This window comes from Virgibacillus halodenitrificans (assembly GCF_001878675.1).
GTDB classification, from domain to species: Bacteria; Bacillota; Bacilli; order Bacillales; family Amphibacillaceae; genus Virgibacillus_Q; species Virgibacillus_Q halodenitrificans.
Genome location: NZ_CP017962.1, coordinates 3732963 through 3751748, shown reverse-complemented (window position 1 = coordinate 3751748; position 18786 = coordinate 3732963). Strand labels below are relative to the sequence as shown.

Genomic DNA, 18786 nt, shown 5'->3' with positions numbered 1-18786 from the left:
CTGCCCCCAATGTCCGTCATCGGCATCATGAAAGACATTGCCGCATGAAATCCGTCTCCCAATGTCTATCATCCCGCTTATGATAGGCTCTCCAGCATGGCTCCTGTTCTCTTAGAGCAGTAAAAAAACCTTGCAGCCTTTTCGGAGAAAGGGTGCAAGGTTTTTTCGTCTTACATTGTATTTACAATTAATCCGATATGAGTAAAGTAATTCATGATACCGAATGCCGTCAATAGAAAACCAGATACATACATGCAGCTATACGATACTCGGATTATCCATTTTGCCGGCTTCAATTTTAAAGTAAAGGTAAATAGAAAAGCTCCAATTCCAGTAAGAGCATAAAGAGCAGAAATAAAGATTGCTTCGACCATTGGGTATTCGGCAAAAGCACCTGAAATAGGCTCTTGAGGTGGTGCTGCAAATAGCTGGTACGTAACCCCGGCAATTCCAATGGCAATTAAAGCAAGACCCATGGCCGCACTAAAATATGACATTGGCTTCATTAAGTCAGGTAGGTCCCCTTTTAGCTGCTCCGAAACGGCTTTGCGATCTTTTGGGTTAATTCCTTGTTTCATGTATACATTGGATTTCCTCCAAAGTAAAATGGCTGCAGCAAATAATAGCACCCCAAATGCTAAGGAAGGTTCGCCAAAGATAATATCATCAAACGGGAAACCAATCTCAGCCAACGGCCAGGTTAAACTCATATGGGCACCAGTAAGTACTAATATAAAGCCTAGTACACCAAATCCCATAGCCCAGCCTTCTAGTTGACCTATTTTATTTTGCCTGAGTCGTTTTAAAAAACGCAAAATCAATAATAATCCTACTCCTGCTGCCACACACATAATGGTATTATATACTTGCGTGGCTGCCCAATCGATAGTCATGTGAATTCCTCCCTGTCCTTCTTTTTTCTATATAGGATAAATTCCCTATATACAAATGGAAGAAACATAAGAACAAGGAGTTAGAATCTTTTAGGCTCTTAGAATCCTTAGCCATCACTCTGTTTTTTATTCTTTTCCTTAATCACCGAATGATTATATTTTTTCAATAAATGGGCGAAAGACTCACATTCTTCCTCGGTCCATTCCTCGAGTGCCCGCTCCAATCCTGCAAAGCGTCTCTTCCTGTTCTCGTCCAGCATTTTTTCACCCGGCTCCGTAATTTGATAAAAGAATGCCCTGCCATCATCCGGATTGGGAACTTTTTCTACATATTGCTTATCTACAAGAGTCGCAGCTTGTCTGCTGATTGTTGAGATATCAAGGTTCAATTCTTTAGCCAATGATTTAACACCTGCAGGCCCATGAGTAGTAAGTTGACGTAAAATGACAAAGCTAGATCGATCCAGGCTCCCGTCCCGTCTTTCTGACAAAACGATGCGTCTTATGAAATCAGTCACTTCGTTTTCAATGGTTTCCAAAGCTTGTCTCTTCATATTTTTCACCTCTGTGAAGATCTTCTTAACTACATGATAGCATGATTCAGCAAGGAAAACTTGACAATAATCCTCGTTTAGTTGTATTATACAAGTAAATAGTTGTACAGTACAACTAAATGAGCTTTACGAATTGTAGAAAGGATGTGTGGAAATGATAGCAGAGGAAGTAATGATTTCTGATGTTTATAAAGTTAACCAGAAAGATACGATTCGTTCCGTGATAAATTATTTTATTGATTATCGTATTAGTGGTCTTCCGGTAATTAATGATGAAGAGAAAATAGTTGGCTATATAAGCGATGGTGACATTATGCGTTATATTGGCAAACATAAGGATATTTTCGTTGATTCCTTATATAACGTTACTGTTTTTAAAGGAGATAAAGAGGATTTCGAGGCACGTATCCAGCATGTGTTGGATCTGAATGTAATGAAACTGGCAAAAAAGAAAATAGTTAAAGTAGATGTAACTGCGCACATAGAGAACGTTGCAGCTATATTAGGTAAAAAACAAATTAAAAAACTACCGGTAGAAAAAGATGAGAAGCTAGTAGGAATTATTAGCCGTGGTGATGTGATCCGCCATGCATTTCAACGTTTTTTATAAGTAATATTATTTTCATAGGATAGGGGATTTTTTATGACATCAACAACAATAGAAAAAGAATCAAGCTTATTAAAACAACCAAAAGCCGTATGGGCTGTTTTTTTTGCGTCAATTATCGCATTTATGGGTCTTGGTCTGGTTGACCCGATACTGCCTGCCATATCAAATCAGCTAGAAGCGACAGAAAGTCAGACGGCCTTGCTGTTTACGAGTTATAATGCTGTAATGGCAGTCGCCATGCTTGTAACAGGAACTATTACTTCACGTATTGGTATGAAAAACACTCTCTTGTCCGGGATTGTGATTATTGCCCTATTTTCTGCTTTGGGTGGTCTTTCCAATGGAATCTGGGAGCTTGTCGGCTTGCGAGGTGGCTGGGGACTTGGTAATGCCTTATTTGTAGCAACAGCTTTAACAGCTATTGTTACTCTTTCCAAAAGTGGAAATGCCAAAGCAATTATATTATATGAGGCCGCTATTGGACTGGGGATTTCCGTAGGTCCGTTAATCGGAGGAGAGTTAGGCGCCATTTCCTGGAGAGGGCCTTTCCTTGGTGTAGCCACCTTAATGGTCATTGCTTTTATTGGTTTATCTATTTTAATGCCTAAATCCGAAAAGGTCACAACTGAAACAAAGAAGACTTCGATTCTTGATCCTTTCCGGGCATTGAAGCATCGTTCTTTGCTTGTGTTTGGTATTGCGGCAGCATTATATAACTTTGGCTTTTTTACGCTATTGGCATATGCCCCTTTTGTATTAGGGTTGGATGAACGTGGTCTTGGCTACGTATTTCTTGGTTGGGGGATTTTATTGGCAGTCACCTCTGTGTTCATGGCACCAAAACTGCAGCATCGATTTGGGACAGTAAAATCAATGTGTGCCATGCTGACTTTATTTGCATTACTTCTTCTAGCTATGGGAATCTGGACATCGATCCAGTGGGTTGTCATTGCGGCTGTCATTGTTGCAGGGGCTTTACTTGGTAATAACAACACCTTAATAACGACTGCTGTAATGAATGCAAGTCCTGTGGAACGGTCTACCGCTTCAGCCGCATATAGCTTTCTTCGGTTTATTGGAGGAGCCATCGCACCATATCTTGCCGGTAAGCTTGCGGAAGTATTTAATTCAAGCATGCCTTTTGTTGTGGCAGCTGTGTTTGTTTTTCTATCCGTGATGTTTATTTGGTACAATACCAAGCATATTTCTCATGTGGATGAAGTGGAGGTAGCCCACTAGAGAAGTTTAGAGCAAAAAACTATGTATACTATTAAAAACAAACTAAGATTAGTGGGTAAGGTCATCAACGGATGATTTTGCCCGCTATTTTTATTTTTGGAGACTGGGACATAACTAAATAGAGCTATTATAAAGACGAACGATCTAAAGTATGGGAACCCCGCTCCGGAAAAACGCTTCGCTTTCCGTGGGCGCTGCTAAGCCTCCTCGTGCTACGCACTCCGGAGTCTAATCTAGGCTTTTTCTCCCACTGGAGTCTACGCGTTTTACCTCCGCTAATTTGTTACAAAAAGAATCCAAACCATGATTCATTAGTAGTACGAATCGGTTCGGATTTTCAATGTATAAAATTCTTTTGTCCCAGCCTCCAATCCATACATAATAGAGTTCGATACTATAAATTAATCCTCCTCTTCCAATTCCACTAATTTTTCCGTTACTGCTTCTTTCTCCTTTTCTGCAATTTCACTTGAAATCACATCATTTGTTTCAAGTAATTCAACCGTTTCATGCTGAGCATATAGCGCATATTTTCTTAAGACAATTTGCTGTTCCTGTTTTAAGTTTGGATATTTTTCCAGGAGCTGATGCATTTCTTCATGGAGCTTATCCAATTTTTCTTTATATGCATGAACAATCTCAGCGGATACGGGCTCAGCGATAAATAAATTTTTCTTTACCTTGTTTATTTCTTGGATAGCAGCTTCATATTGATGAGAATGTGCAATAATCTCCTCATACTCTTCATGGCCCTCAGGCTTACGGCTAATTCCGAGCCAAGATAACAGTCCTTTAATAGTAAGACCTTGGATGACAAGAGAGAATAGAACAACACTGAATGCCACAATTAATATATCTTCACGTCCGGGAAAGTCTCTAGGGAGGCTTAGAACTAGCGCAATAGAAAGAGACCCCTTTAATCCGCCCCAGTTAAAAATATGCTTCCAGGAAGTGGGGATATTTTTGATAAATAACAAACTGGTGTATACCGCTAGGCTTCTGGCAATAAAGACAATAAGTATGGCCAGGTAAATTAACCCCCACTTATCATGTACATCTATCCTGGTTATTTCCAATCCAACCATGAGAAATACAAGGGAATTAGCAAGCAATGCAGTAACATCCCAAAAATTATTTATATTCAATTTCGTGGTCGGACTCATACCAATCTTTCCACCGTAGTTTCCGAATACAAGTGCAGCGACAACTACCGCTATTACCCCAGAAGCATGAAAACTCTCTGCGAGTAAAAAAGCTCCATAAAAAAGTATAATACTGAAAATAATTTCGAGAGGATAATCGTCAAAATATCTGGTTAAACGTGAAAAGCCAAATCCAAGAGCACCACCAATAATTAGACCCAAGGAGATTACTTTAATAAACTCCCATACACCAAGACCTGCGCCTTCCAGACCCAAATCAAGATAGGTAATGAGGGAAAAGGCAGAAATATTGAATAAAACAACAGCCAGACCGTCATTAAACAAACTTTCACCTTCAATGATGGTTGCCAGCTTTTTGTTTACTCCAAGGCCTTTGAAAATGGAGAGGACACTGACAGGATCAGTCGCGCTCATAATTGCCGCAAATACGAAAGCGGCTGCGATTGGGAAGTCCAATAAGCCCATTGATAAAAAGCCAATAATGAGAAAGGATAAGAATGTCCCTCCAAATGCTAACGTTAGTATTGGTGCCTTGTTTTCATTCAAATGAGAAAAGGGAAGCTTTAATGCAGCTTCACCTAGTAAAGCAGGTAGAAACAATGTGATGATAACAAAATTAAACACTTCTCCTTCTGTAATGAAGTCCTTTAATGGTTTTAAAACGGTGATATCTGATAATCCGATGATGGCTCCTACAATAACAAGTGCAATAGGGTATGGTTTCTTGAATTTTTTAGCAATAGCAGTAATGCCTGCTGCGATCATAATCATAATCAGGCCAAGTTCAAATACATGGTGTAAATCCAAATCTTGCATAAAATAACCCTTTCTAATTCAATGAATTATTTATTTAGTATATCCATTGCCTAAAGACTAATGCGATAAACAAAAGTATGCGCTTTCCATATGTGTCAATATCGTTTAGAGTAAAGTAAAACGGATTTTGGGTGGAGGAGAATAGAAACATGCAAATACCTCAGGCATTTCAAACAAAGATAAATAATGCGTTCGGCAAGGAAGGGGAAAAGTGGTTAAACCTGTTACCAAAGCGTGTGGATATCTATTTACATAAGTGGAAGCTAGTTAACCACGGGCCGGTAATGAATCTCTCTTACAATTATGTTTTAAACGTGACAGATACAGAGGGGAATCTTTATATATTGAAGCTTGGGGTGCCAAATGCTGACTTTGCTAATGAAATACGCACAGTACAAATTTATAATGGGACAGGCTGTGCCCGTGTAATAAAAGCTGTGCCAGAAGAGGGGGTTATGCTACTGGAACAGCTACAACCGGGTACTATGCTTGACACATTAGAAACGGAAGAAGAGCAATTAGTGCAATTTGTAAACGTGTGGAAGGCAATTCGCAGGCCAATACCTCCGCGGGAAAAGCAGCAAACACCGTTCATTGCCGATTGGTTTCAAGGAATTACAACATATCGTAAAACCTATAGAGAAGGAGATAGGATTAAGGAAGAACACCTACTTCTGGCTGAACAGTACATAGAAGAGATAAACCAAACGACGAAAGGAGCAGCATTGCTACATGGTGATTTACATCATGAAAATATTTTATATTCAATGCATAAAGGGTGGCTGGCCATTGATCCAAAGGGAGTTATTGGAGATGAGTATTATGATACAGTGTCGTTTCTGATTAATAAATTGGAAGGGAAGTCAAATCAGAGATATGTGTTGCGATATAGGGTAAAAAGATTAAGTGAGCTTCTTCAACTGGAGGAGAAGCGGCTGTTAAAAGCAGCAGTGGCGCTATCTACCCTCTACGCATGTTGGGCCCAAGAGGACGGCGTACCTGAGTGGAAGCAAACGTATCAATGTACAATATGGTTTAGTGAATTCTTAGCAGAGTTGTTACAGTGAAGAATTTTAAATTACAAGTAAGTATTCTTTATTTAATTGGCAAAGAAACACTGGAAAAGGAAGTCTTATAGCAGTATAATAAGTCATCATTCCATTTATGGAGGAGATGGGTTTTACTTGGTCAAATTTCTAAACAAGCTGCATTTAAAACCAGCACAGCTTATCGTATCATTCTATCTATTAGCAGTCATTGTATCAACTATTTTATTAAGCTTACCAATTGCGCTTAAGCCTGGTGTGAGTTGGAGCTTTGTCGATGTTGTTTTTACTGCAGCAAGTGCTGTAAGTGTTACTGGTCTATCTGTTGTACCTATTGTAGATACATTTAGTACTACAGGGATATTTATATTAATGTTTGTTCTTCAATTTGGCGGTATCGGAATTATGACCCTTGGGACGTTTATTTGGTTACTATTGCGGAAGCGGATTGGTTTAAAAGAAAGACAATTAATTATGACAGATCAAAATCAAACGAACTTATCCGGACTTGTCACATTAATGAAACAGATTTTAGGCATTATTCTTCTTATTGAATTTTTTGGCGCACTAATTCTTGGAACGTATTTTTTAAATTACTTCCCGACATGGCAGGAAGCATACTTGCAAGGTTTGTTTGCATCTGTTAGTGCTACGACGAATGCCGGTTTTGATATAACGGGGGATTCTTTAATTCCATTCGCTAATGATTACTTTGTTCAGTTTGTGACTATTCTTTTATTAACTTTAGGAGCTATTGGTTTTCCGGTGTTAATTGAACTAAAAAGTTATATTCTGGATAAAAAGAAAATGAGACATCACTTCTCTTTATATACAAAACTGACGGTTATCACGTTTTTTTCTTTAATGGTATTTGGAACACTGGCTATTCTGGTATTTGAAGCAAATCATTTTTTGTCTGGCAAGAGCTGGCATGAATCCTTTTTCTATGCGTTTTTTCAATCTGCCACAACTAGAAACGGTGGACTGGCAACGATGGATGTAAGTCAGTTTTCTGAAGCTACATTACTGATTATTTGTTTATTAATGTTTATCGGGGCCTCGCCAAGTTCTGTAGGAGGTGGAGTAAGAACAACAACCTTTGCAGTTAATATACTTATGCTGATCTCCTTTGCCAGAGGGCATAAAAAGATCCGAGTATTTGGCAGGCAACTTCATGAAGAGGATGAGCGAAAATCAGTAATTGTCACGTTATTAGCCATCCTTATTTGTTTTTCGGCGACTGTCATTTTATCTGCAATTGAGCCATTTACTACACTGCAGATCCTGTTCGAGGTATGTTCTGCATTCGGTACAACCGGTCTCTCCATGGGGATTACGGCTGATTTAAGCACAGTCGGAAAGCTTATAATCATTTCGCTTATGTTCATTGGACGAATAGGAATTCTGTCATTTATTTTATTATTTAATCGGAGAAATAGAGATGTATCCTATGATAATCCAAAAGAACGTGTCATTATCGGTTAAAAGGGGTATATAAATTATAATTGCGGACCTTGGCATTTTCTGCTATAGTTAAGGCAATTAAATAATTTCCCATTTCTATATAATCGATTTGGGGATAGAGGTGCAAATAACATCAGTACACAATCGGAGGAAAATGGGTTCCTGTGAACATTGTGGAAAGGGGAATTTGCCGAAGCTTTAAGAAGCTCATATATCTTAAGGCTGGGTCTGTATTGAATAAATACAGGACTGTCATATAGGTGACTATATGGAGGGCTATCGTAAAGGAAACAATCATCGAATATGTTTCTAACAGCAGCGACCCTTCGTTGCTGTTTTTTGCTGATGATTAATAGCTCTAAACACCTCTGCAATTAATAATAGAAAAGGGTGTGAGGATCATGAATTTTGGTCAGGTATTGACTGCAATGGTAACCCCATTCACTCCTCAGGGAGAAATTGATTTTGAAGCTACAAGAAAGCTGGTCAATCATTTAATTGCAAATGGTTCAGATGGATTAGTAGTAGCAGGCACTACAGGTGAGTCGCCAACGTTAACTAATGAGGAGAAAATACGCTTGTTTTCATTCGTTAGTGAGGTTGTGGACGGAAGAGTGTCAGTAATTGCAGGTACAGGCTCAAATAATACCTATGGCTCTATTGAGCTTACGAAACAAGCAGAGGCAACTGGTGTGGATGCCATCATGCTAGTAAGTCCATATTACAATAAACCGTCACAAGAAGGACTTTATCAGCATTTTAAAGCAATTGCTGAAAATACTTCCTTGCCGGTAATGCTTTATAATATACCAGGTCGAAGTGTTGTCAACATGTCTGTTGAAACAATCGTCCGGCTTTCGGATATAGATAATATTGTATCAGTAAAAGAAGCAAGTGGTGACTTGGATGCTGTGTCAGAAATAATCAAGCGCACAGACGATTCCTTTACCGTTTACAGTGGAGACGATGGAATGACACTTCCTGTCATGTCTGTAGGAGGCAATGGCGTTGTTTCCGTTGCATCCCATATTCTAGGGAATGAAATGCAGGATATGGTCCAGGCTTTTACACAAGGTAATGTCAAAGGAGCGGCAGAAATGCATCGTGAGCTTCTTCCAATGATGAAGGCTTTATTTGCTGCACCAAGCCCATCTCCCGTGAAGGAAGCATTAAGCATGCTTGGCATTCTCCAAGAAAAACATGTACGCTTACCGATGATTCCTTTAAACCAGGAAGAAAGGGTAGCTCTTCACCACGTGCTACAGCCTTTATTAGTTAAAAATAATAATGTAATTGGATATTAAACAGTAAAAAAGCTCTTTCTAGGCAGAAAGAGCTTTTTTGCTTAATTTATGGGTCTATATGTTGGAATAATTAATGTGTTGCAAAACTAACTTGATAGAACTGTGCATCGCTGTTTCGGAAATTAACTTATGGTGAACACACTATAGCTAGATTGTGAACGTCTCCCGCGAATACTTTTCCTCCACTGCTGATTAAACTGCTCTCCGGCGTAATATCTCGTTTTGCTGCTGCTTAATTTGCTCTTCGGCGGATAATCCCGTTCTGCTGCCGATTAAATTGCTCTCCGGCGGATAATCCCGTTCTGCTGCTGATTAAACTGCTCTCCGGCGTAATATCCTGTTCTGCTGCTGATTAAATTGTTCTCCGGCGGATAATCCCGTTCTGCTGCTGATTAATTTGCACTCCGGCGGATAATCCCGTTCTGCTGCTGATTAAACTGCTCTCCGGCGTAATATCCTGTTCTGTTGCTGATTAATTTGTTCTCCGGCGGATAATCCCACTCTGCTGCTGATTAATCTGTTCTCTGGCGTAATATCTCGTTCTGCTGCTGATTAATCTGTTCTCCGGCGTAATATCTCGTTTTGCTGCTGATTGTTCCCACACTAGTTCGCATTTTTCTCCTACTAACAATGTAAGACATAAGTTTTCCACTCTAACACTGCAATAGATTCTGATTTATGTTGCTGTTTTTTCTTTTCCGGTATGGTCTACAAATGCAGCGCCTACGATATCACCTAACACATTCGAAGCGGTTCCTCCCATGCCAATGAGTGCATCAACACCAGCAATCAGTGCAACTATCTCCAGAGGAAGACCAAACATACTTAATACGGCAGACAATGTAACAAGCCCTGCTGCTGGTACACCTGCAGTTCCAATAGATAGTAGCGTACCAATTAGAACAATAACGAAGAAATCCGTCGGTGATAAACTGAGATTCGTAATATTGGCTGCAAATACAAGGGAGATTCCCATGCGCAATGCGCCACCATCTGAGTTGAAAACTGCTCCCAAAGGCAGTGCAAAATTAGCCGTGCGCTCTGATATCCCAGCTTTTTTAGCTGCATCAATCGCTACAGGTAAGGAAGCAATACTACTTGATGTAAAAAAAGCTGTCGTGTAAGCTTCTTTCGTGTTCTTGAAGAAAGGAAATACGGGTGTCTTTGAAATTTTAAGGAAACCTGCATAAACGACCACCCAGAGAATGAGAATACCGAGATAAAATACTCCGGCCAACTTGAGAAGGGAAGCTAGCGTACTCCAACCCTGGCTACCAAAAGCCTGTGCACTTATTGCAAATATACCAATCGGTGCATATAACAGCACACCTTTCAAGATCTTAAAGAATAGCTCATTCAATGCATTGAAAAATGTATCCAACATTTCTCCATAATTACGCATCTTTTCCTCAGTAGAAAATTTCATCGTGGATATTCCCATACCTATAATAATAGCTAAAAATAAAATAGACATAAGGTCACCGGCGGTAAATGCCTGAAATATATTCTCTGGGACTATTCCCAGAATCACATCAGATATATGGGGCGTCTCCGGTTTTTCTACATCGGCATTAGGTAATGTCAAATTAGCGCCTGGTCGGAAAAACAAAGCAAGTGCCAACCCGATAAGTACAGCCGCAGCAGTAGTCATCATATAGTAAGAAATAAGCTTGCCGCCAATTTTGCCAAGCTGCTTAATATTCATTTGATTCACAGCCAGTACAACCGTTAGAAAAATAACAGGTATGGCAATTAAACTTAACAGGTGAATTAATAACGTACCAAGCGGACTAATAATAGATGCGTCTTTACCAAAAAGAATTCCAACAAGGGCACCAGCAAGAAAACCAATGGCCATTTTTAATACAAAGGAGGAATCCTTATATTTTTTCCATATTTTCATAAGCTTTATCAACGCCTTCTTTTTCAATTTGCAATATATTTAGTTTAACAAAAGATAGGACGATATACTCGTACAACGCTCAACTGGTAAGGATTATGTGCCTTTTCTTATTAATTCCGTTTATTCGTCGAGAAAAACTCCAAAAAGAAGTTAGCAGAATCTAGGAGGGGCTTGTTCCAGTTTTTAAATTTAGAAACTAAGTATAAGAGGTAACAATAACATGTACAATTGGGTTGCTGAAATCACCTTGAAACTTTATAATAAGGTAAATTATCAGAAAACACAAAAAGGAAGAGATACTATTGCCAATTAATATTCCGAAAGAATTGCCTGCCGGCGAAGCATTGAAACAGGAAAAAATATTTGTGATGGATGAAGACAGAGCGAGAACACAGGACATTCGCCCATTAAATATAGTAATTTTGAACCTCATGCCGCAAAAGGAAAAAACAGAGCTTCAGCTATTAAGATTACTTGGAAATACGCCACTACAAGTAAATATTACATTTTTGCGAATGGCTACACATGAATCTAAAAATGCCAGCAAGTCTCATTTGGATACATTTTACTGTACCTTTGATGAAATTAAAGAGCGACGCTTTGATGGAATGATTATTACTGGGGCACCCATTGAGCAGCTTAAATTTGAACAAGTGACATATTGGGAGGAACTCCAAAAGGTAATGGATTGGTCAAAGCAGCATGTGACTTCAGTTTTACATATATGCTGGGGGGCTCAGGCGGCATTATATCATCATTACGGCATTAAAAAAGAAGCTCTATCAAAAAAGTATTTCGGCATATTCACCCACGACATAACAGATCCAACTGAGAAACTTGTTCAGGGCTTTGACGAAGTTGTCCGAGCGCCGCATTCCCGGCATACTACGGTTGCAACCGAAGCCATACGGGAACACCCTGATTTACGTCTACTATCTTCTACAGAGGATGGGGAAGCGTTTATTATTATGTCAGCGGATGGACGCCACATTATGATTACTGGACATTTGGAGTATGATGCAACAACACTTGCTGAGGAATATGAACGTGACTGTAACAAAGGATTAGAAATCGATCTTCCAATAAACTACTATCCAAATAATGATGTCAGTAAAAAGCCGCCTCATACGTGGCGAGCACATACACATTTATTGTTCTCCAATTGGTTAAATTATTATGTTTACCAGCAAACCCCTTTTGAATGGAAGTAAATTGAATAAAAAAGTTAGAGAGGCTCTTCAATCAGTACCTAACAGGTGAGATGGAGAGCCTTTTAGCATGCATTTTATTATCAACATTTAAAATTATTTGCTCTCTATATAGTTGGTTCTTACTAAATCGGCATTAAATATCATAAAATTCATTTTTTTAAAATAAATTGGTAAATAGTATGATAAAATACAGATAATGTTAATTCATTTACATAGACATACAAAACAAACAAAAAATTAGTGGAGAGGGGAATTCTGTGAAAAAAATGAATTGGTTTTTTATCGTATTAACAGCATTTGTTATTTTTCTGACAAGTTGTGAGGAAGGTGCTGGTAAAAGCCCTGATGGCCCTGTAACCATCCAGCAGTATAATCAACTGGAAAACAGAATGGAATTTGATGATGTGATTGATATGCTGGGCCAACCGGATCTGATTAATTTCAAAGAACATTCCGAAGAAGAAGTTGAATATATCGATGCGAACACGATGTACAGCTGGAACGGTGCAGCACCAAATTCCGGGATAACTCTAAGATTCAGAGACGGCAAGCTTTCCAGTAAAGATCAGGTGGGCTTAGAGTAGGTATGTTAATAAATATAGCCAAGCTCTTCAAAGAAATTATTCTTATTCTAGTTGTTATATTGTTAATCAGCTGTACACCCGGTTTATTTCAAACTCAAAGCCTTACTTACTTTTTTAGAAGTTTAGGGTCAGGCATTTATTATTTGTTTCAACCACAGAAGATAATTATTCCGTTAAGTAATGGAGAAGAAGTAACTTTCTTTTCGGCTGTGGCGGACGAGTTATTCAATTCTACAGTCATTATCATAGGCTCCCTCGTTTTATCCATTGTGATAGCAATTTTATTTACGTATCTATTTCACATGTTGACAGCTACTTTAAAAAAAGTAGTATCAGGTGTTTTATTCGTCATTGAAGCAATGCCTGATGTATTAATTGTTTTACTATCCATTCAATTTTTTATTTGGATTTTCAAAACAACAGGGATTTCGTTGGGAATTTACGAATTTGGTGGGGAAACAATATATCTTCTGCCCATCCTCGCTTTAAGCTCTATACCAAGTCTTTTTCTATTTAAATATATGGCTGCTGGGATTGATGAAGAAAAGACCAAGGACTATTACTTATTCTCTAAATCAAGAGGTTTCAGGGAAAGCTATATCTTTTTTATTCACCTTTTCAGAAATACACTTTTGACCCTGATTCAATACTCCAAAAATATCTTTCTTTACATGATTTCAAGTCTGTTAATATTAGAAATAATCCTTCGTTTAAGCGGGATCATGAGCTTTGTTAAAGTATATGGTATTGGAGATTTCCGTATATTGATGTGGGTTCTCGTTTTGTTGTATTTTCCGTTATATTTATTTATAAAATTGGGCGAATATATTGTAACGAAATGGACGTTTGGTGAGGTAGGTGATGAGGGTGTGGAGTAGTAAAGGAAATCTAAAAATAATTGGGGGAATCAGCTTTGTTGTGTTCCTTGTATTTTTTAGTTTCTTTCCCGACCTGATTGTCTCACATGAAAAGGCGCCAACTCTTATGTTGGACGATTCCGGAAATGTAATTGCCAAGCCACCTTATTCTCCAATGGAATTGCCTCCCTTTGGAACGAATAATATAGGAGAGCCTTTATTATATAACTTATTAGCAGGGGCTAAATATACAATACTATTTGTAACTATTGTTTGCTTGTTTCGCTTTATTATATCTTCAGCACTTGCGCTCATTTATGCGTTTTATATTCATCGATTTAGAAATTTGGTACAACGGGCCGTGGAGATTGCCTATATTATACCACCTGTTATTATTGTCTTTTTTCTGCTTGCACCAATGCTCTTTGTTTTTCAGGAAAATAGTCTTCAATTTATGCTATTGCTTGCCTTCGTACTAATTGGAATTGGTACACCTCCATTAGCCTTGTTAATTGGCGACGAAATAAAAGGAGAGCTCCAAATGGACTATATAAAAATTGCGAGGTTGCAAGGTGTGAGTAATTTTTATATCTTTAAGAAACACATTTGGCGAATCATCAAGCCGAGGATTGGGATTTTTTTCATTCAAAATAATATACAGTTACTCTTATTATTAATTCATCTGGGTGTATTAGGCATTTTTATTGGTGGCAGCAGACAAATAAATATGACAGAGGAAACGAGTGTGTTGCTTTCCATTACGAATGAATGGGGCGGTTTGATCGGCTCCTCCTATAAGGAATTTCTGCATCATCCTTGGATTGTCCTGGCACCATTGTTCTCCTTTATGCTGCTCATTCTTTTATTGAAGATTATACTTTCAGGGATTGAAGAGTCGACGAAAATAAAATAGGAGAAAGTACAAGCTTACTACCCAAGCTAGTAAACGAGCAGGCACATTTGATCATGTGCCTGCTCGTTTATGTACGGCTCTTAGTGGGTACGTGTATGCACTAACATTTGCAACAATCTCCCTCTATTTTCTTAGTAATAGATACATGAAATAAGGTGCACCAATTAAGGCTACGATAATTCCAGCAGGGATTCCGTTTGGTTCGATTAAATTGCGCCCGATAGTATCTGCAACTAATAAGAACCAACCTCCGATTAAGATAGCTACTGGAATAAAGAGCTGGTTTCGACTTCCTACAAGTGCTTTGGCAATATGTGGTGCAATGAGACCTACAAACGCAATACCCCCAGTTACAGATACAGCGGACGCTGCTAGTGCCACTGCAGCGAGTAAAACAACAATTCTTTCTTTTTCAATCGAAATGCCAAGTCCAATAGCTACGGGTTCATTCAGCCCAAGGATATTTAAACGATTGGCTTTATATAAAATAAAGGGGATAAGAATAATTAGCCAAGGCAGTAGTGCAATAATAAATGGCCAATCTGTTCCCCAAATGTTTCCTGCCAACCATTTCGCAATGAAGTCTACTTTTTCTCTTTCAGCAGACGAAATAAGTACAACCATAATCCCTGAGAGTGCCATGGAAAATCCAACACCTGTAAGTACGAGCTTCACAGGTTGAATTCCTGTTCTTCTATTGTAGGAGAAGAGGTAAATGAATATAGCAGTAATGAAAGCACCTAAAAACGCTACGAGGGGCAGCGCATATACAAACGAGCCACCCTCTGTTGGGAAAAATAGAAAGAAAATAGCAATCGCAACCCCTGCCCCTGAATTAATACCGATAATTCCCGGGTCTGCTAAGTCGTTTCTTGTGACCGTTTGTAAAATGGACCCAGATAGGGCTAATGCCATCCCACCTAATAATGTAATGATTATTTGGGGAAGACGTATCGAAAAAAGCACAAATTCCTCTTTAAATGTTCCATTTCCCAGTAATGCAGGAAGTAATCTGTCATTAGAGAGGCTCGTTCCACCAATACCCATCCCAATAATAATTGTAATTATAATGAGGAAAATTAATAAAATTAGTATCATGCGTTGTTTTCGCAGCAAGGAAGGATGTATCATAAGAATGCTTTCCCTCCTTTATGCACGATAAATAAAAAGAATGGGAGCCCCATAATGGAAACGATGGCAGCGACTGGAGTTTCGAAAGGCGCGTTGATTGTCCTGCCAAGTGTATCTGCCATAAGCATGAAGGCAGCGCCAATTAAAACAGACATAGGCAAAATCAGCCGATAATCGGTTCCAACCAGGGCACGGACGATATGTGGGATCATAAGACCAATAAAGGCCATATTTCCGACAAGTGCTACAGAAGCCCCTGCGAGCAACGTAATGACTACAAATAAAACAGCTTTAATCCACGTTGTTTTCTGCCCAAGCCCAATAGCCACTTCCTCATTTAAGCTGAGAATGGTAAGCTGTCTGGATAACATTAGGGCAATGATGATTCCAACTGTAATAAAAGGAACGATTACCTGAACCTGGCCCCACGATGTGCCAATGACACCACCAGCAGTCCACATTGATACATCTTTGGAAATTTTGAAATAGATGCCTACACCTTCTGCAATCGCGTAAAGAAAGGCAGAGACAGCTGCACCCGCAAGAACAATTCGAAATGGTGAAAATCCGCCTTTTTTTATTGCGCTAATTCCAAACACCATTCCTGCTCCAATAGAAGCACCGATAAAGCAGGCAACCATAATACCGAAATATCCCGTTCCAGGTAAAAAAGCAAGCGTGATTGCTAATGCCATATTCGCACCTGCAGTTAACCCAAGCAGTCCCGGGTCGGCAAGTGGGTTTCTCGTAATTCCTTGCATAATTGCTCCGGAAACGGCTAAAGCAGCACCCACAAACATTGCAGCAACCTCTCGGGGAAGGCGAAGCTCGCGAATAATGGACATACCTTTTTCATTTGAACTTGTAAAAATAGCTTGCCAAACATGAGAAAACTGAACATCTGCAGCCCCAAATGTCATAGCAATGACGAACATACCTATTAAAATAGCAAGCCCAAGTATAAAGCTGAATAGAAAGGGAATTTTTCTGTTCGTTCTTTTCATTATGTATCGCATCTTTCTATGTAAAGTATAGTATGTAAAATAAACAACATAAATTTTTATAGTAATGGTACTATTACTAAATGTAACATATGTCCACAATCTAAAGAAGTAAACGATGCAGATGTTATATAGAATGAGAGCTCTTTTAGTTAATGAAAATCCGAACCGATTCAAATTTACATGAATCATAGTTCGGATTTTCTGATTGTGTATAATTAAGGATTTTTTATTACTTTATTTAATCGTATGGACTAGCACACTGTTCTCACGTTTTATTCACCAAGGAAGTTATCTTTGAAGAACTGCAACTGATAATCCAATGAAATAGGGTCATTAAAGTAGAATTCCTTCGCATTTGCTTCAAATACACGATCATTTTTCACAGCAGGGATATTTTGATACGTATCTGTTTCTGTGAAGGCATTGTCTGTGTCAGGATTCTTACTGAAAATCATATAGTCTCCAGCGAACTCAGGCAGCACTTCAAGCGATAAGGCATAAAACCCATCTTTTAATGCCATTTCTTTTACCTTTTCAGGCATTTTCAATTTCATTTCCTGATAAAGAATTTCTGTTCCACGTCCCCAGTTGTCACCAAAAACATAAATCTGCTTATCAAAGTTCTCAATTACAGAGACGGTTGCATCTTCTCCTATTTTATTGCGTATTTCATCGCCGGCCTTTTGTGCTCGTTCTTTAAAGTCGTCAATCCAAGCTTGAGCTTCTTCTTCTTTATTTAACAGTTTTCCTATTTCCAAATGCTGTTCCAAATAGCCGACTTTACCATACGTGTAGGTAACTGTTGGCGCTATTTCTTTTATTTTATCCAAATTCTTCACAGTGGAAAGACCAATGATTAGATCTGGATCCAGTTCAATTATTTTTTCAAGATTTTCTTCTGAAACTTCTTCTACGCCTTCTAATTTATCCTCAAATCGCGGATTCATTTTTGAATAAGAATCTACACCTACTACTGGAACGTCTAAGGCCATAACATTTCCAGCATAAGTGGATAATACGACAACTCGCTCAGGATTGGCAGGCACTTCGACAGGTCCATCCTCTGATTGATACGTAATGGTTTCTTCCTTCTTATCCGAAGCGGAATCATTATTTGGATCATTACTGCATGCACTAATAAGAACGAGCATTAAAATAAGCAGTGGAATCAACTTTTTCATTTTGTTTTTCTCCTTTTAGTAAGTTATAAGTAAGGCAAATTGGTCTGTTTGTTCGTGGATCTCTGCCAATCTCGGCATCAATTTGAAAAACGTCTCTTAGAACATCTGGCTGCATGATGGTTTCACAGTCTCCGGATTTTACAATTTCTCCATCCTTTAATGCGATAATGTAATCAGCAAAGCGGGCAGCCTGATTGAGGTCGTGAAGTACCATGATAATAGTACGTTCCTCTTCTTTGTTTAGGCGTTGCAATAACTCTAAGACCTCTAACTGATGTGCCATATCAAGGTATGTTGTTGGTTCATCCAAAAAGATAATCTCTGTCTCCTGGGCTAGAGCCATAGCAATCCATACGCGTTGCCGCTGTCCACCGGAAAGGGCATCTACATGGCGATATTTAAAATCAATTATTCCTGTTACCTCCAACGCCCAATCGATCATTTCGTGGTCTCGGCGAGTCAGCCTTCCAAAACCACTTTGATAAGGAAAACGACCATATGATACGAGCTCTCCGACGGTTAGACCTCCTGTACTCTCAGGAGACTGAGGGAGAATAGCCATTTTTCTGGCAAGCTGTTTGGTGTTTTCTTTTAAAATATTTTTACCATCAAGAACTACATTTCCGGATGATTGGGAAATGATCCTTGTAATAGCTTTCAAAAGTGTTGATTTACCGCAACCATTGGATCCAATAATGGTTGTGATTTGTTTATCAGGAATCTGGATGCTAAGATCTTTAACAATTAACTGCTCTCCATATCCGATATTAAGTGCGTCTGTATACAGGCGGTACATAGCATGACCTCCATAAAAAATGCGTGTTAACGATGATAATGATTCTCATTATTGACAATTTAAATAATATATTTCGTTCTATTGTTTGTCAATATCTATTTGCAAATTCATGAGAAT

Annotated in this window: 17 protein-coding genes and 1 riboswitch; of the genes, 9 read left to right on the top strand and 8 right to left on the bottom strand. The window is 38.7% G+C overall.

All coding sequences use genetic code 11. The annotated features are described in order from the left end of the window. Positions 1–170: 170 nt before the first annotated feature. Positions 171–893 (bottom strand): DUF981 family protein, encoded by a 723-nt coding sequence (locus BME96_RS18510; protein WP_071649868.1) that lies wholly within the window; start codon positions 891–893, stop codon positions 171–173. Positions 894–1000: 107 nt separating this feature from the next. Next, positions 1001–1447 (bottom strand): MarR family winged helix-turn-helix transcriptional regulator, encoded by a 447-nt coding sequence (locus BME96_RS18505; RefSeq protein ID WP_060680967.1) that lies wholly within the window; start codon positions 1445–1447, stop codon positions 1001–1003. A 154-nt stretch (positions 1448–1601) separates the two neighbouring features. Here BME96_RS18505 and BME96_RS18500 point away from each other — a divergent pair, with 154 nt between their 5' ends. Both BME96_RS18500 and BME96_RS18495 read left to right on the top strand, forming a co-directional pair. Next, entirely contained in the window at positions 1602–2057 is a 456-nt protein-coding gene (locus BME96_RS18500; protein WP_071649867.1) for a CBS domain-containing protein, read from the top strand. A gap of 33 nt (positions 2058–2090) precedes the next feature. Next, positions 2091–3296: an MFS transporter gene (locus BME96_RS18495; protein ID WP_060680963.1), complete on the top strand. Its 1206-nt coding sequence runs from the start codon at positions 2091–2093 to the stop codon at positions 3294–3296. A gap of 401 nt (positions 3297–3697) precedes the next feature. On the opposite strand, the gene BME96_RS18490 is transcribed toward BME96_RS18495, so the two are convergent. After that, a complete protein-coding gene (locus BME96_RS18490) occupies positions 3698–5275 on the bottom strand; it encodes a cation:proton antiporter (protein WP_071649866.1) in 1578 nt (525 codons plus the stop codon). A gap of 149 nt (positions 5276–5424) precedes the next feature. Between BME96_RS18490 and BME96_RS18485 the strand changes: the two genes are divergently transcribed. The 3 genes from BME96_RS18485 (at position 5425) to dapA (ending at position 9089) form a co-directional block, all read left to right on the top strand. Next, positions 5425–6342: an aminoglycoside phosphotransferase family protein gene (locus BME96_RS18485; protein WP_071649865.1), complete on the top strand. Its 918-nt coding sequence runs from the start codon at positions 5425–5427 to the stop codon at positions 6340–6342. Between the two features lie 117 nt (positions 6343–6459). Further along, positions 6460–7806, top strand: coding sequence for a TrkH family potassium uptake protein (locus BME96_RS18480; protein WP_019375906.1), 1347 nt, complete (start codon positions 6460–6462; stop codon positions 7804–7806). 87 nt (positions 7807–7893) lie between these two features. Then, positions 7894–8072: riboswitch (Lysine riboswitch) on the top strand. A 114-nt stretch (positions 8073–8186) separates the two neighbouring features. Continuing rightward, a complete protein-coding gene (gene dapA, locus BME96_RS18475; RefSeq protein WP_071649864.1) occupies positions 8187–9089 on the top strand; it encodes a 4-hydroxy-tetrahydrodipicolinate synthase in 903 nt (300 codons plus the stop codon). A 676-nt stretch (positions 9090–9765) separates the two neighbouring features. On the opposite strand, the gene BME96_RS18470 is transcribed toward dapA, so the two are convergent. After that, positions 9766–10992 carry a dicarboxylate/amino acid:cation symporter gene (locus BME96_RS18470; RefSeq protein ID WP_040956801.1) on the bottom strand — a complete coding sequence of 409 codons (1227 nt, stop codon included), beginning with the start codon at positions 10990–10992 and terminating at the stop codon, positions 9766–9768. A 302-nt stretch (positions 10993–11294) separates the two neighbouring features. Here BME96_RS18470 and metA point away from each other — a divergent pair, with 302 nt between their 5' ends. From metA to BME96_RS18450, 4 genes are all read left to right on the top strand, one after another. Further along, complete coding sequence (gene metA / locus BME96_RS18465) at positions 11295–12203, top strand: homoserine O-acetyltransferase MetA (protein ID WP_071649863.1); 909 nt, start codon at positions 11295–11297, stop codon at positions 12201–12203. A 266-nt stretch (positions 12204–12469) separates the two neighbouring features. After that, complete coding sequence (locus tag BME96_RS18460) at positions 12470–12787, top strand: DUF3862 domain-containing protein (RefSeq protein ID WP_156036067.1); 318 nt, start codon at positions 12470–12472, stop codon at positions 12785–12787. 2 nt (positions 12788–12789) lie between these two features. Beyond that, complete coding sequence (locus BME96_RS18455) at positions 12790–13665, top strand: ABC transporter permease subunit (RefSeq protein ID WP_071649861.1); 876 nt, start codon at positions 12790–12792, stop codon at positions 13663–13665. Continuing rightward, positions 13649–14557, top strand: coding sequence for an ABC transporter permease subunit (locus tag BME96_RS18450; RefSeq protein ID WP_083547520.1), 909 nt, complete (start codon positions 13649–13651; stop codon positions 14555–14557). Before BME96_RS18455 ends, BME96_RS18450 begins: the two co-directional genes overlap by 17 nt. Positions 14558–14680: 123 nt before the next feature. Here BME96_RS18450 and BME96_RS18445 read toward each other — a convergent pair whose 3' ends face one another. The 4 genes from BME96_RS18445 to BME96_RS18430 form a co-directional block, all read right to left on the bottom strand. Continuing rightward, positions 14681–15688, bottom strand: a complete 1008-nt coding sequence (locus BME96_RS18445) for a FecCD family ABC transporter permease (protein WP_071649860.1) — start codon at positions 15686–15688, stop codon at positions 14681–14683. After that, entirely contained in the window at positions 15685–16695 is a 1011-nt protein-coding gene (locus tag BME96_RS18440) for a FecCD family ABC transporter permease (RefSeq protein ID WP_408068418.1), read from the bottom strand. The genes BME96_RS18445 and BME96_RS18440 overlap by 4 nt, the downstream gene beginning before the upstream one ends. Positions 16696–16964: 269 nt before the next feature. Continuing rightward, the gene (locus tag BME96_RS18435; protein WP_071649858.1) at positions 16965–17873 is read right to left on the bottom strand and encodes an iron-hydroxamate ABC transporter substrate-binding protein; all 909 of its coding nucleotides are present in this window, start codon (positions 17871–17873) and stop codon (positions 16965–16967) included. Then, on the bottom strand, positions 17827–18669 hold the full coding sequence (locus BME96_RS18430; protein WP_071649857.1) for an ABC transporter ATP-binding protein: 843 nt from the start codon (positions 18667–18669) through the stop codon (positions 17827–17829). Before BME96_RS18430 ends, BME96_RS18435 begins: the two co-directional genes overlap by 47 nt. Positions 18670–18786 lie beyond the last annotated feature (117 nt).

Coding starts and splice junctions, on each gene's coding strand:
- BME96_RS18450 (WP_083547520.1), top strand. CDS start 13,649: ATGAGGGTGTGGAGTAGTAAAGGAAATCTAAAAATAATTGGGGGAATC.
- BME96_RS18505 (WP_060680967.1), bottom strand. CDS start 1,447: ATGAAGAGACAAGCTTTGGAAACCATTGAAAACGAAGTGACTGATTTC.
- BME96_RS18490 (WP_071649866.1), bottom strand. CDS start 5,275: ATGCAAGATTTGGATTTACACCATGTATTTGAACTTGGCCTGATTATG.
- BME96_RS18500 (WP_071649867.1), top strand. CDS start 1,602: ATGATAGCAGAGGAAGTAATGATTTCTGATGTTTATAAAGTTAACCAG.
- BME96_RS18455 (WP_071649861.1), top strand. CDS start 12,790: ATGTTAATAAATATAGCCAAGCTCTTCAAAGAAATTATTCTTATTCTA.
- BME96_RS18510 (WP_071649868.1), bottom strand. CDS start 893: ATGACTATCGATTGGGCAGCCACGCAAGTATATAATACCATTATGTGT.
- BME96_RS18495 (WP_060680963.1), top strand. CDS start 2,091: ATGACATCAACAACAATAGAAAAAGAATCAAGCTTATTAAAACAACCA.
- dapA (WP_071649864.1), top strand. CDS start 8,187: ATGAATTTTGGTCAGGTATTGACTGCAATGGTAACCCCATTCACTCCT.
- BME96_RS18430 (WP_071649857.1), bottom strand. CDS start 18,669: ATGTACCGCCTGTATACAGACGCACTTAATATCGGATATGGAGAGCAG.
- BME96_RS18460 (WP_156036067.1), top strand. CDS start 12,470: ATGAATTGGTTTTTTATCGTATTAACAGCATTTGTTATTTTTCTGACA.
- BME96_RS18470 (WP_040956801.1), bottom strand. CDS start 10,992: ATGAAAATATGGAAAAAATATAAGGATTCCTCCTTTGTATTAAAAATG.
- BME96_RS18435 (WP_071649858.1), bottom strand. CDS start 17,873: ATGAAAAAGTTGATTCCACTGCTTATTTTAATGCTCGTTCTTATTAGT.
- BME96_RS18445 (WP_071649860.1), bottom strand. CDS start 15,688: ATGATACATCCTTCCTTGCTGCGAAAACAACGCATGATACTAATTTTA.
- BME96_RS18485 (WP_071649865.1), top strand. CDS start 5,425: ATGCAAATACCTCAGGCATTTCAAACAAAGATAAATAATGCGTTCGGC.